General features: G+C 73.1%; 13 protein-coding genes. 8 read left to right on the top strand and 5 right to left on the bottom strand.

The genetic code is table 11. The features are described from left to right. Nucleotides 1-94: 94 nt before the first annotated feature. The gene (locus EDD93_RS20925) at nt 95-274 is read right to left on the bottom strand and encodes a hypothetical protein (RefSeq protein WP_123526602.1); all 180 of its coding nucleotides are present in this window, start codon (nt 272-274) and stop codon (nt 95-97) included. Between the two features lie 230 nt (nt 275-504). On the opposite strand from EDD93_RS20925, the gene EDD93_RS20930 reads away from it, so the two are divergent. The 4 genes from EDD93_RS20930 (at nt 505) to EDD93_RS20950 (ending at nt 4,896) form a co-directional block, all read left to right on the top strand. Then, nucleotides 505-1,821 (top strand): NYN domain-containing protein, encoded by a 1,317-nt coding sequence (locus EDD93_RS20930; protein WP_123527894.1) that lies wholly within the window; start codon nt 505-507, stop codon nt 1,819-1,821. 358 nt (nt 1,822-2,179) lie between these two features. Beyond that, nucleotides 2,180-3,154, top strand: a complete 975-nt coding sequence (locus EDD93_RS20940; protein ID WP_123527895.1) for an ABC transporter ATP-binding protein — start codon at nt 2,180-2,182, stop codon at nt 3,152-3,154. 46 nt (nt 3,155-3,200) lie between these two features. Then, nucleotides 3,201-4,070: an ABC transporter permease gene (locus EDD93_RS20945; protein ID WP_123526604.1), complete on the top strand. Its 870-nt coding sequence runs from the start codon at nt 3,201-3,203 to the stop codon at nt 4,068-4,070. Nucleotides 4,071-4,104: 34 nt separating this feature from the next. After that, nucleotides 4,105-4,896: an ABC transporter permease gene (locus EDD93_RS20950; protein ID WP_123526605.1), complete on the top strand. Its 792-nt coding sequence runs from the start codon at nt 4,105-4,107 to the stop codon at nt 4,894-4,896. 55 nt (nt 4,897-4,951) lie between these two features. On the opposite strand, the gene ybaK is transcribed toward EDD93_RS20950, so the two are convergent. The 4 genes from ybaK to EDD93_RS20970 form a co-directional block, all read right to left on the bottom strand. After that, nucleotides 4,952-5,458, bottom strand: a complete 507-nt coding sequence (ybaK, locus tag EDD93_RS20955; RefSeq protein WP_123526606.1) for a Cys-tRNA(Pro) deacylase — start codon at nt 5,456-5,458, stop codon at nt 4,952-4,954. Nucleotides 5,459-5,480: 22 nt separating this feature from the next. Then, nucleotides 5,481-6,224, bottom strand: a complete 744-nt coding sequence (locus EDD93_RS20960) for an LON peptidase substrate-binding domain-containing protein (RefSeq protein ID WP_123526607.1) — start codon at nt 6,222-6,224, stop codon at nt 5,481-5,483. Nucleotides 6,225-6,229: 5 nt separating this feature from the next. Continuing rightward, nucleotides 6,230-7,267, bottom strand: a complete 1,038-nt coding sequence (locus tag EDD93_RS20965; protein ID WP_123526608.1) for a hypothetical protein — start codon at nt 7,265-7,267, stop codon at nt 6,230-6,232. Nucleotides 7,268-7,523: 256 nt separating this feature from the next. Then, on the bottom strand, nt 7,524-9,125 hold the full coding sequence (locus tag EDD93_RS20970) for an oxidoreductase (RefSeq protein WP_123526609.1): 1,602 nt from the start codon (nt 9,123-9,125) through the stop codon (nt 7,524-7,526). A gap of 177 nt (nt 9,126-9,302) precedes the next feature. Here EDD93_RS20970 and hisD point away from each other — a divergent pair, with 177 nt between their 5' ends. From hisD to EDD93_RS39655, 4 genes are read left to right on the top strand one after another with little or no spacing between them, the layout of a single operon-like run. Then, nucleotides 9,303-10,652: a histidinol dehydrogenase gene (hisD, locus tag EDD93_RS20975; RefSeq protein ID WP_123526610.1), complete on the top strand. Its 1,350-nt coding sequence runs from the start codon at nt 9,303-9,305 to the stop codon at nt 10,650-10,652. Continuing rightward, the gene (locus EDD93_RS20980) at nt 10,649-11,800 is read left to right on the top strand and encodes a histidinol-phosphate transaminase (protein WP_398904354.1); all 1,152 of its coding nucleotides are present in this window, start codon (nt 10,649-10,651) and stop codon (nt 11,798-11,800) included. Before hisD ends, EDD93_RS20980 begins: the two co-directional genes overlap by 4 nt. After that, nucleotides 11,797-12,399, top strand: a complete 603-nt coding sequence (hisB, locus tag EDD93_RS20985) for an imidazoleglycerol-phosphate dehydratase HisB (protein ID WP_123526611.1) — start codon at nt 11,797-11,799, stop codon at nt 12,397-12,399. Before EDD93_RS20980 ends, hisB begins: the two co-directional genes overlap by 4 nt. Further along, the gene (locus EDD93_RS39655; RefSeq protein WP_185092396.1) at nt 12,396-12,563 is read left to right on the top strand and encodes a hypothetical protein; all 168 of its coding nucleotides are present in this window, start codon (nt 12,396-12,398) and stop codon (nt 12,561-12,563) included. Before hisB ends, EDD93_RS39655 begins: the two co-directional genes overlap by 4 nt. Nucleotides 12,564-12,569: the final 6 nt, after the last annotated feature.

Genomic DNA, 12,569 nt, shown 5'->3' on the forward strand with positions numbered 1-12,569 from the left:
ACGCACGATCCGCGCACGCACGAGAGGGGCGCTCCCGCAACAGCGGGTGCGCCCCTCTCGGCTACCGGCCGGTGGCCGTACCGGAGAAGTCCGGTCAGTTGTGGCCGAAGCGCCGCTGATGCTTACGCGCAACATCGGCAGGGCTGCCCTGGGACTGGGCCTGAGGCTGGTTCTGCGACTCGAAAGCCGTGGACCGTGCCTCCTGCGCACCGCGCTCCGACTCGGTAGCGCGGTCCTGCGGGCTGCCCTGCTTGCGGTTCTTGTTCTTGGCCATGGTGTTCCTCCTTGGGGGGACTCTCGGGGCCAGGACCGATGTCAGATTCACATAATCGGATAAACATCGCATGTTGGATCATTACCGTGCGTAGCGAGGGGGTATGATGCGCCGTTTTCCGGATCCGCCACGCCGATGATCGAGTTCCGGCCGTTAACCCCCGCGTGGTCGGGCAGACTCGAAGGAAACCCCTGACCTGAGTGGACCCGTTCCCGAATTCCTGGAAGAGGGTGGAACGCGTGGACCGTTGCGTCGTCCTGGTGGACGCCGGATACCTGCTGGGCGCGGCCGCGAGCCTGCTGGCCGGAGAGCCCGCCCGTTCCCGCATCACCGTCGACCACGCGGCCCTGATCCAGGGGCTGAGGGAGCGCGCGGAGGCCGATACGGAGCAGCCGCTGCTGCGGATCTACTGGTTCGACGGGGCCCCCGACCGCGTACCCCAGCCCGAGCACCGCAGGCTGCGCGTCATGTCCCGGGTGACGGTTCGCCTGGGGGCCCTCACCCGCAGTGACGGCCGCTGGGCGCAGAAGGGGGTCGACGCGGCGATGCACGCCGAGCTCACCGAGCTCGCCAGGAACCGCGCCTGCTCCGACGTGGTCCTGGTGACCGGCGACGGCGATCTGCTGCCCGGCCTGATGTCCGCCAAGGAACACGGCGTGGCCGTCCACCTCTGGGCGGTCCAGGCCGCCGACGGCGACTACAACCAGTCCGAGGACCTCGTCGCCGAGGCCGACGAGCGGCGCGTGCTCGACCGGGCCTGGATCACCCGCGCGGTACGCGCCAAGGAGACCGGCGGTCCGTGCGCCCCGCCGCCCGTCGCCCGGAACGCCGAGATCGCCGCGATCCTCTCCGCCCCGCTGCCCGAGGCGGCCCTCGCGGCCTCCGCCGAGCGGGCCACCGAGGCCCAGGCCGAGGCCGCCCGCGACGGCGCTCCGGACCCCTCCGACGCATCGTCAGCGCACACCCCGCACAGCCACCCCGGCCGCGGCGTCCCCACCCCCAAGGACCTGGCCGGCACCCTGCGCGGCCCCGGCGCCCAGCCCGCCCAGCACCCCGCCCCGCCGCCCGCCAACGCCACCCTGCGCTGGTCCTCGGACCGGGGCTGGGTGGAGCGCGGCGGCCCCCTCGGCGAACCCCCGGAAACCGCGTCCCTCCCGACGCTGGCCCAGATCACCAGCGCGGAGCAGCGCTGGGCGGACCGCGAGGAGGACATCACCACGGTGGGCGGCGACCCGTTCGAGGTGGGCCAGGTCTTCGCCCGGCGCTGGATGGAACGGCTGCCGGAGACCGTCCATCTCCAGAAGCTGTCCACCATGTACCCCCGCGTCCCGCACCGCATCGACGGCGAACTGCTCCGGTACGCCGCCCGGTTCGGCCTCCTCGCGCACAAGGACGACCAGATCGACGAGCACGACCGGTACGCGATCCGGGCGGGCTTCTGGCGCGAGATCGACGTACGCGCGGCAGCGGAGCACGCCCCGCCACTCCAGGAGAAGCCCGCCCCGTCGGCGGCACGCACGGAGAAGCCGGCGCCGGCGGGGGACTGAGAGCGCATCCCGGGCCGGACCGAGGGCGGTGCGGGGCGGCGTACCGTGGCAGCGTGGCAGACGAAGACCCGCGCGAAGCCCCTGGGCGGGCGACTTGATCCGTGACGAGGATGCCCGACGGCTCGGCATCGTCACCGGCGTACGGGGCGGCACCGTGTGGGTTCTGCGGCCGGAGCACGGAGGGGGCCGGTGGACCTCGGACCGGCCTGACCGCCTGACGGTCGTGACGCCGCGCGAGGAGATGCGGCACCGACTGCGGATGCGCGCAAAGCCCCGGGCGTCATGAGGGCGCCCGGACCCCGTACTCTCGTACCTCGTGAGTACGGGCACAGCACAGGCGCAGACGGCGAGCGGCACCGTGTGCGCGGTGCGGGACCTGGTCAAGACCTACCCCGCTGCCCGGGGGCGGCGCGGGACGCCCGCCACTCCCGAGGTACGCGCCACCGACGGCATCAGCCTCGACGTCCGGCGCGGTGAGATCTTCGGACTGCTCGGGCCCAACGGCGCCGGCAAGTCCACCCTCGTACGGCAGCTCACCGGGCTGATGCGGCCCGACTCCGGCAGCGTCGACATGCTCGGCCACGACCTGGTGCGCCACCCCGAGCGGGCCTCGCGGCTGATCGGCTACCTGGGTCAGGAGTCGACCGCGCTGGACGAGCTGACCGTGGCGCTCGCGGCCGAGACCACCGGGCGGCTGCGCGGACTGCCGGTACGGGACGCCCGTGCCGAGCGCGATGCCGTACTCGACGAACTCGGCCTCGGCGAACTCGCCGGCCGGCCGCTCAAGAAGCTATCCGGCGGGCAGCGGCGGCTCGCCTGCTTCGCGGCCGCGCTGGTCGGGGAGCGGCCGGTGCTCATCCTCGACGAGCCGACCACCGGCATGGACCCCGTCGCCCGGCGCGCCGTCTGGGCGGCCGTCGACCGGCGGCGGGCCGAGCGGGGTGCGACGGTGCTGCTGGTCACCCACAACGTCATCGAGGCCGAGACCGTACTGGACCGGGTCGCCGTCATCGACCGGGGCAAGGTCATCGCCTGCGACACCCCGGCCGGGCTCAAGGAGCAGGTCGCCGGCGAGGTCAGGGTGGAGCTGGTGTGGCGCGAGCGGGCACCGCTGGACGTGCCCGAGGTCGCGGCGCTGCGGGCGTCCGCGCAGGAGTCCGGGCGCCGCTGGGTGCTGCGGCTGGGGCCCGACGAGGCGCGGGCGGCGGTCGCCGCCGTGACCGGCGGGGAGGCCTTCGCCGCGCTCGACGACTTCACCCTGGCGACGCCCAGCCTGGAGGATGTCTATCTGGCGCTCGGCGGGGGCGCGACCAAGGGGCTGGTGAAGTCATGACCGCGACGCGTGCGGCCGGGCAGGGACCGAACAGGAGCAGCGCCAGGTGACGAGCATCGTTCGTACGGAGGCGGTGTCCGGGCAGTCCGGGCGGCCGGCACACCCCGGGCCGTCGGACAGCACCGGCCGGGAACCCCTCGCCGACGGCCGGAGCGCCCAGCCCGCCGAGCTCGCCCCGAGGGCCCGGCTCTTCCCCTCGCTCGCGGCGGTCTACCGGGCCCAGCTCTCCCGGGCCAGGGTCGCCCGCATCCCGCTGCTCTTCGTGGCGACCTTCCAGTCCGTCGGGATCATGATCCTGATGCGCGGGGTCGTCGACGGCGGCTCGGAGGCGCGGGCCGTCGTGGCCGGGTCCAGCGTCCTGGTCGTCGCCTTCGTCGCGCTGAACCTGCTCGCCCAGTACTTCGGGCAGCTCCGGGCCGGCGGCGGGCTCGACCACTACGCGACGCTGCCCGTGCCGCCCGCCTCCGTGGTGCTCGGGGCGGCCGGGGCGTACGCCTCCTTCACCGTGCCCGGCACGGTCGTCACGGCGGTGGCGGGCAGCGTGCTCTTCGGGCTGCCGGTGACCCACCTGTGGGTGCTCGTCGCGGTCATCCCGCTGTCCGGCGCGGCCCTCTCGGGGCTCGGCGCCGCGCTCGGGCTGCTCGCGCCCCGGCAGGAGCTGGCCACGCTCCTGGGCCAGCTGGGCATGTCCGCGGCCCTGCTGCTGGGCGTCCTCCCGGCGAACCGGCTGCCGGAGCCGATCGGCTGGGCGCGCGACCTGCTGCCTTCCACCTACGGGGTCGAGGCGCTCGCCCGCTCCTTCGACGCCCACCCCGACTGGGCCCTCGTCACCCTCGACCTCGCCGTCTGCGCCGTCGTGGGCGTGCTCTCGCTGGCCGTGGCGACCTGGGCGTACCGCAGGGCAGCGGTCCGGTGAGGCGCGGCACGGGGACGCCTGGCACGATGGCACGGTGACAGCACCTCTGACGCCGCCGCACCAGCCTTCCCCCCACGAGCCGTGGCAGACGCCGCAGAAGGGGGGCGGACCCGGCGGCTCCCATCCCCGGAACCTGCTGGAGTCACCGCAGGAGCGGGACCTCCGTACGGATCTGCGCCGGGCCGGGATCGTCTGCGCGGCCGTGACGGTCGCCGGGGTCGCGCTCGGGCTGCTGTGGCTGTGGCTGGCGCCCCGGGTGCCGCTGATCTCCGACAACACCGCCGTCTTCCTGAGCGACAGCGAGGGCGAGGAGGCGATCGGGGCCGACGGAACGTTTGCGCTGCTCGCGCTGGCGTTCGGCGCGGTCTCCGCGGTCTTCGCCTTCCTCTTCCACCGGCGGGGCGGGATCGCTCTCGTCGTGGGCCTCGCGGTGGGCGGCATGCTCGGCTCGGTCCTGGCGTGGCAGCTCGGGACCCGGCTCGGGCCGACCGACGATGTCGTCGCCCACGCCCGCGAGGTCGGCAAGGGCGTGATCTTCGACGCGCCGCTCGAACTGCACGCGAAGGGGGCGTTGCTGGCGTGGTCGCTGGCGGCGATGGCCGTGCATCTGGGGATGACGGCCATGTTCGGGCCGAGGGATCCGGAGCCGGAGTGGGGGGTCTACCACGGGCCGGGGGGCGCGCCGGTCTACGGGGCGAGCCCGTCGCCCACACCGTCGCCCTCGCCCGCGCCGCCTTCCGGGTCCTCGCCGGCCGCCGGGTCCTCGCCGTCCGGCGGGTCCGCGCCGTCGGAGCCGCCGTCGCCGGAGCCGCCCGCAGGGCCGTAGCGGGCCGGGAGCTCTGCGATTGGGGACGGAAACGGCCGGCCGGGAAGCAGCGCCCCTACGCGCCCCGGCCGATCGGCGCGAACACCGCGTCCGTCAGTGCTGCCAGGTCCGCGGGGGACAGCTCGACCTCAAGGCCGCGGCGGCCCGCCGAGACGCAGACCGTGGTGTGGGACCGCGCCGACGCGTCCAGCACCGTGGGCAGCCGCTTGCGCTGGCCCAGCGGGGAGATGCCGCCCAGGACGTAGCCCGTGGTGCGCTCCGCCGCCGCCGGGTCGGCCATGGTGGCCCGCTTGCCGCCCGCTGCCGTCGCGAGGGCCTTGAGGTCCAGGGAACCGGCGACCGGGACGACCGCGACCGTCAGGTGACCGTCCACGTCGGCCACCAGGGTCTTGAAGACGCGGTCGGGGGAGACGCCCAGTGCCTCGGCCGCCTCCTCGCCGTAGGAGGCGGCGGCCGGGTCGTGCTCGTAGGCGTGCACCGTGAAGACCGCGCCGGCCGCGGTCAGCGCGACCGTGGCGGGGGTGGAGCCGGACTGGGACTGCTTCTTCGGCTTCTTCGCCACGGGGGAGTGGCCCTCCGGTCGCTCAGTTGGGGTGGGTCGGGGCGCGGGTCAGCTCGACCGCAGGCAGCGACGGCAGGTGCCGGATGACGGCCGTCTCGGAACGCAGCAGCGTCAGCTCCTCGCGGAGCCGGGTCGCGGTGTCCGGGGCCTGCAGCAGCCGCTGCTTGGCGGGGATGTCCAGTACGGCCGCGGCGGCGACCAGGTACGAGATGACGGACGGGTCGTCGGGGAGGTCCGCACCGGTGGTGAGGGAGCGTTCGCTCGCGCCCGCCAGCCGCTTCTGGTAGCTCCGGAAGGCCCGCAGGACGCCCTCGGCGAGCGCGCCCGCGTCCTCGCCCGGGTCCTCCTCCAGCTCTTCGAGCTCGGCCATCAGATACGGGCCGCTCGCGTCCACCGAGAGCAGCCGGACCCGGGTGGTGCCGGTGGCCAGGACCTCGAAGCTGCCGTCCGCCCGCTCCCGGATCTTCGCCGCGTCGGCGATGCAGCCCACCCGGTGGAACGTCTGGACGGGATCGGGGCCGAAGCCGTCCGCCGGGCCGCGCTCGACGGGCACGCGCCCGGGGTCCGGCATCCCGGTGGCCGTCGGGGCCGTTTCGCGGCCGTCGCGGATGGCGACCACGGCGAAGCGGCGCGGTTCGTCCTCATCGGTCTTCAGCAGTTCGCGCATCATGGCGCGATAACGCTCCTCGAAGACGTTCAGCGGCAGCACGAGGCCGGGGAACAGCACCGCGTTCAGCGGGAACAGAGGCAGGCGAGCGGTGGTCACAACGGTCAAGCGTAATGGCCGCGCGTCCGTCCTCGGTCGGCCCGGTGTCGCAAGGGCGTCACAGACGCCACCTGGAGCCGGGCGCCGTCGCGTGCGTCGAGGAACCGGCCGAGCGGATCGTCGGACACCGAGGACCACGGGAACGACGCCGCGTGGGGTCCGATCTGCCGGAACTGTTCCAGCGCCTCGTCCCACCGGCCCCGCGTGACCAGCACGTACGCGAGCAGATTGCGGACCTCGGCCGGCCACGGGTCGCCCGGGGCGAACGTGGCGGAGAGCGAGATCGCCAGATCCGCCGCCCGGTCGATCCGCTCCACCTGCACCGAGGTGGTCCGCACGTCCGGCCCCTCGGTCAGCACGGCGAAGGCCGCCCGCAGCGGCAGCGCCTGCACCAGGGAACTGGACAGCGAGTCCTCGGCGGCCCGCTCGGCGAAGTCGAAGCACTCGCGGTGCGAGCCGTACCAGGCGGCGGAGAGGTACTGGAGGGCGGCGACATGGCAGCCGTAGTGGTGCGTGGAGCGCTGTATGGCCTGCTCCCACAGCGCCTCGAACGTGGTGTGCGTGGCACGGGTGCCGCGCGCGTGGTCGAGCGCGAGGCGCCAGGGCACCGGATCACGCGGATCGCACTCCGCGGCGGCCGTGATCATCGGCCCCACCTCGCGCAGCTGCTCCGCGCGGGCGGGCGACTCCCAGGCGCGCAACAGGGCGAGCTGGGCCTTGACGAGCAGCGCGTCGGGGTCGTGCGGGGCGACGGCCAGCCAGTCGCCCAGCCACCCGTCCCGGTTGCGGGCGAAGGCCACGAGCCGCTTCAGGTAGCGGTCCCGGCTCTCCCACTCGCTCGCGTCCCGGGTGGTGGCCAGCAGTTTCGCGGCCGGTTCGTGCTCCCCGAGTGCGGCGGCGACCAGCGCGGGCGACAGCCTCTCGTCGGGGGCGTCGAGCATCACCACATGGTCCGCGGGCAACCCGGTCGACAGTTCCGGGGTGTGCCGGACCATGCGCGCGGTACGGAGCAGAGCACGGAGGAAAGGCATGGTGCAGACCATTGAAAAGCGCTGGTCGGGGCGGCGCCAGAGGGGCGCTGTGAAACTTTGGTGCCGAGTGCAGGGGTTGCCCGACAGATGGCCAAGAAAGAGTAAAGGAAATCGTGGAATCTGGCCGGTTTCTGTCGTTCCCCAGGCGTGCGGGTCGGTGGCCGGGTGGTGCGGACGAGGCGGCGGGGGGCGCGTTCCGGCGCCCCCTCCACCCGCTCGTGGAGCGGGTGGAGGCCAGGTGGGCCGGGTGTGCCGGAGCGCGCGGTGGTCAGCTGCGGCGCAGCAGCCGGGAGGTGCCGGCCGCCACGGTGGTGGCCAGTATCCAACCCAGCAGGATCAGCGCGGCCGCCACCCACTGCCAGCCGCCCTCCATCCGCCAGTAGCCGTCCTGGCCCAGGTTGATCACCGGGACCAGCAGATCCAGCGCGTACAGCGCGGGGTTCCACTCCGGATGCTCGCTGCCCTTGAGCGACGCGGGCCGGTACTGCGAGAAGGCCACCGCTCCCGCCGCCCACAGCACCGCCATCCACACCGCGGCCCGCCCCGGCCGGTAGCCGTACGCCACCGTCCAGTCCTGGAGGTAGCCCCAGAGCTTCGCGGCGGGCGGCAGGGTCTCCCGGCGCCGCCGCTGCTTGGCGAGCAGCACCTCACGGGCGTCCGCGTCCTCGCCGCTGCTGCGGAGCACCGCGGCCAGCCGCTCGTACGGCTCCGGCACGTACTCCGGGGTCGCCGCCGCCACCCACTCCAGGCGCCGGGAGAGCGGGAAGTGCCCGTACGGGACGAGGTTCTCGTACACGAACCCGCCCATCGCCAGGCCGCCGGGACCGGGCCAGCTGGTGGACACGTCGATCAGCGTGACGATCTTCGCCCCGTTCAGCACCACCCGGCCCTGGGCCGGGCGCTCCGGGTTGAACCTCAGCTCCGGAGTCACTATCCGGCGCAGCGACAGCTCCTCGTGGCCGATGAGGACGAAGACGGCCTTGTGCAGGTCGACCGCGTCCCCGAACCGCCCGTCGTCCAGCCGCACCCCGCCCCGGCAGCGGAAGACCTGCGCCCGGGTGCCGTGCGCGGGCGTCGGGGACAGGACGATGCCGTACGGGGGCGTGTTGCCCTGGTTCCCGGTGTCCACGCTGACCCAGGCCTCGCTCATGTACAGCGTCCGCTCCACGCTCAGCTGCGGGGCGTTCAGCGCGCGGAGCCCCTGCGTGGCCCGGAGCCGGCTGCCGCGCAGGCTCAGTGAACCGCCGATCTTCGCCCCGCGCAGGCTCAGCTCGCCGAGCGTCTCGATCATCTCGGCCTGGAGGTCCTGGGCGACCGTCAGCCCGTCGCCGATGAACGCCCGGCCCTGCCGGTCGGGGCCGATGCCGATCTGGTTGATCAGCAGATCCGTACCGATCTGCGCGTCCGTGAGCCGGATGCCGCGCTCGACCCGGCAGCGCGGCAGATGGAGATCGCCCTCGGTGTGCAGGCGGGCGGCGTCCAGCCGGGGGATCGCGCAGGCGACCAGCCGGAGTGTCGTGAAGTGGCACTCGGGCAGCACCACCTCCTGCTCGAAGCGGCAGTCGGTCAGCTCCACGTAGGGGTCGACCCGGCCGCCCGCGAGATCCAGCTTCCCGGTGACGCATACGCCCCGGAGCTTGAGCGCGGCCACCCGGCCGGGCCTGGCCTTGGGTCCGCTCAGCAGCAGCCGGGCGACGACCCGGGCGTCCACCGCGCGCTCCGGGCCCCAGGCGAGCGGGGCGAACGGATCGTTGAGGGCCGCGTCACGGGCGCGCAGATCGTAGGTGGTCCCGTTCCTGAATGACTGCCACATGCCCAGCTCGGCCGCGCTGAGGCCGTCCGGAAAATCCCCGTCCTGCGGTTCGCTCACCGACGCCCCTTCCACTCGGAGCCTTGGGCCGACCAGCACATCGAGGGTCGGTCCGTAGTCCCGTTATTCCCTCTGAGTGACCGAATGAACGCTAATAGTCAGCCGTGACAGCGAGGGCATGTATCAGCCAGTGATACGGGCGTCCGGGCCTCCGGGGCGGTCTGAGAGAATTGCGGTGTGATCTCTCGAATCGATCTGCGCGGCGATGCCCTCCCCGAGGGCGGCGCCCTGCGCGACCTGCTGCCCCGTGCCGAGTTCGACGTGGAAGCCGCCCTGGAGACGGTGCGGCCCATCTGCGAGGACGTACGCCATCGTGGCTCCGCGGCAGTGATCGACTGGGGGGCGAAATTCGACGGGGTGCGGAGCGGCTCGATCCGGGTCCCGGCCGAGGCGATCGGCGAGGCGCTGGAGCGGCTCGACCCCGCCGTGCGCGCCGCCCTGGAGGAGTCGATCCGCCGCGCCCGCCTCGTCCACCGCGAGCAGCGCCGCACCACGCACACCACCCAGGTCGTCCCCGGCGGCACCGTCACCGAGAAGTGGGTGCCGGTCGAGCGCGTCGGGCTGTACGTGCCGGGCGGGCGCTCCGTCTACCCCTCCTCCGTCGTGATGAACGTCGTTCCGGCCCAGGAGGCGGGCGTCGAGGGCGTCGCCGTCTCCTCCCCGCCGCAGAAGGAGTTCGGCGGACTGCCGCACCCGACGATCCTGGCCGCCTGCGCGCTGCTCGGTGTCGACGAGGTGTACGCCGCCGGCGGCGCCCAGGCCGTCGCGATGTTCGCGTACGGCACCGAGGACTGCCTGGCCGTGAACCTCGTCACCGGCCCCGGCAACATCTACGTCGCCGCCGCCAAGCGCCTCCTGAAGGGCCGCATCGGCATCGACGCCGAGGCCGGCCCCACCGAGATCGCGATCCTCGCGGACTCCACCGCCGACCCGGTGCACGTCGCCGCCGACCTGATCAGCCAGGCCGAGCACGACCCGATGGCCGCCGCGGTGCTGGTGACCGACTCCGAGGAGCTCGCCGCCGCCACCGAGGCCGAGCTGAAGGTCCAGGTCGCCGCGACCAAGCACGTCACCGACCGGATCGAGCCCGCGCTGGCCGGCCGCCAGTCCGCGATCGTCCTGGTCAGCGACCTGGAGGACGGGCTCAAGGTGGTCGACGCGTACGGCGCCGAGCACCTGGAGATCCAGACCGCCGACGCCCCGGCCCTCGCCGACCGCGTCCGCAACGCCGGAGCGATCTTCGTCGGCCCCTGGTCGCCGGTCTCGCTCGGCGACTACTGCGCCGGCTCCAACCACGTACTGCCCACCGGCGGCTGCGCCTGCCACTCCTCGGGCCTGTCCGTGCAGTCGTTCCTGCGCGGCATCCACATCGTCGACTACACCCGCGACGCCCTGGCCGAGGTCACCCACCACGTCGTGACGCTCGCGGAGGCGGAGGACCTGCCCGCCCACGGCGCCGCGCTGAAGGCCCGTTTCGCCGAAGGCGAACTGAACGAGCACAGTGGCCGGAAGGTTCCGCAGCAGTGAACGACAGCACCACGCGCAACACCGGCGAGGACACCCCCGCGCCGACCCGCATCGACGACCTCCCGATCCGGGACGAACTGCGCGGCCAGTCCCCGTACGGCGCCCCCCAGCTCGACGTACCGGTCCGGCTGAACACCAACGAGAACCCGTACCCGCTCCCCGACGCGCTGGTCGACCGGATCGCCGAACGGGTCCGCGAGGCCGCCCGCGACCTCAACCGCTACCCCGACCGGGAAGCCGTCGAGCTCCGCACCGAGCTGGCCCGCTACCTCACCCGCACCGCCGGGCACGAGGTCGCGACCGCCAACGTGTGGGCGGCCAACGGCTCCAACGAGGTGCTCCAGCAGCTGCTGCAGACCTTCGGCGGCCCGGGGCGCACTGCGATCGGCTTCGAGCCCTCGTACTCCATGCACGCCCTCATCGCCCGGGGCACCGGAACCGGCTGGATCTCCGGGCCGCGCAACGAGGACTTCACCATCGACGTGGACGCGGCCCGCGCGGTCATCGCGCGCGAGCGACCCGACGTCGTCTTCATCACCTCGCCCAACAACCCCACCGGCACCGCCGTCGACGCCGCGACCGTCCTCGCGCTGCACGACGCCGCGCAGGCCGCGAAGCCGTCGATGGTCGTGGTCGACGAGGCGTACGGCGAGTTCAGCCACCACGCCTCGCTGCTCCCGCTGATCCAGGGCCGCCCCCGCCTGGTGCTCTCGCGCACCATGTCCAAGGCGTTCGGCGCCGCCGGGCTGCGGCTCGGCTACCTCGCCGCGGACCCCGCCGTCGTGGACGCCGTCCAGCTGGTCCGGCTGCCGTACCACCTGTCCTCCGTCACCCAGGCCACCGCGCTCGCCGCCCTGGAGCACACCGATACGCTCCTCGGGTACGTCGCGCAGCTCAAGAGCGAGCGCGACCGGATCGTCACCGCGCTGCGCGCGCTCGGCTTCGACGTCACCGACTCGGACGCCAACTTCGTCCAGTTCGGCCGCTTCGCCGACAGCCACACCGCCTGGCAGCACATCCTCGACCGGGGCGTCCTGGTCCGGGACAACGGCGTACCGGGATGGCTGCGGGTCTCCGCAGGAACCCCGGCAGAGAACGACGCGTTCCTCGATGCGGTACGCGAACTGAAGAAGGAGCACGACGCATGACTCGCGAGGCCCGCGTAGGAAGAGTGGAGCGGACCACCAAGGAAACCTCCGTGCTCGTCGAGATCAACCTCGACGGCACCGGCAAGGTCGATGTCGCGACCGGCGTCGGCTTCTACGACCACATGCTCGACCAGCTCGGCCGCCACGGTCTGTTCGATCTCACGGTCAAGACCGACGGCGACCTGCACATCGACTCGCACCACACCATCGAGGACACCGCGCTCGCGCTGGGCGCCGCGTTCAAGCAGGCTCTCGGCGACAAGGTCGGCATCTACCGCTTCGGCAACTGCACCGTCCCGCTGGACGAGTCGCTCGCCCAGGTCACCGTCGACCTCTCCGGCCGCCCGTACCTGGTGCACACCGAGCCCGAGAACATGGCGCCGATGATCGGCGAGTACGACACGACGATGACCCGGCACATCCTGGAGTCCTTCGTCGCCCAGGCGCAGATCGCCCTGCACGTCCACGTCCCGTACGGGCGCAACGCCCACCACATCGTGGAGTGCCAGTTCAAGGCGCTCGCCCGCGCCCTGCGCTACGCCGCCGAGCACGACCCGCGCGCGGCCGGCATCCTCCCCTCCACGAAGGGCGCCCTGTGACCGGCCTCAACACCATCCTGATCCTGGTCGGCCTCTTCCTGGCCGGCGGGGTCTACTCCTTCTCGAAGCAGGGCATGCCCAAGGGCGTCATCGTGCTGCTCGGCATCGGATCCCTGATGTGCCTGGTCGCGGGCGTCATGCGGATCCAGGGACTCTGGGACTAGGGGAGC

It is taken from the genome of Streptomyces sp. 840.1 (assembly GCF_003751445.1).
Taxonomy (GTDB): domain Bacteria; phylum Actinomycetota; class Actinomycetes; order Streptomycetales; family Streptomycetaceae; genus Streptomyces.

Bases quoted from the DNA above. Each gene is read 5' to 3' on its own strand.
- EDD93_RS20925 (WP_123526602.1), bottom strand. From the start codon at position 274: ATGGCCAAGAACAAGAACCGCAAGCAGGGCAGCCCGCAGGACCGCGCT.
- EDD93_RS20965 (WP_123526608.1), bottom strand. From the start codon at position 7,267: ATGGTCTGCACCATGCCTTTCCTCCGTGCTCTGCTCCGTACCGCGCGC.
- hisB (WP_123526611.1), top strand. From the start codon at position 11,797: ATGACTCGCGAGGCCCGCGTAGGAAGAGTGGAGCGGACCACCAAGGAA.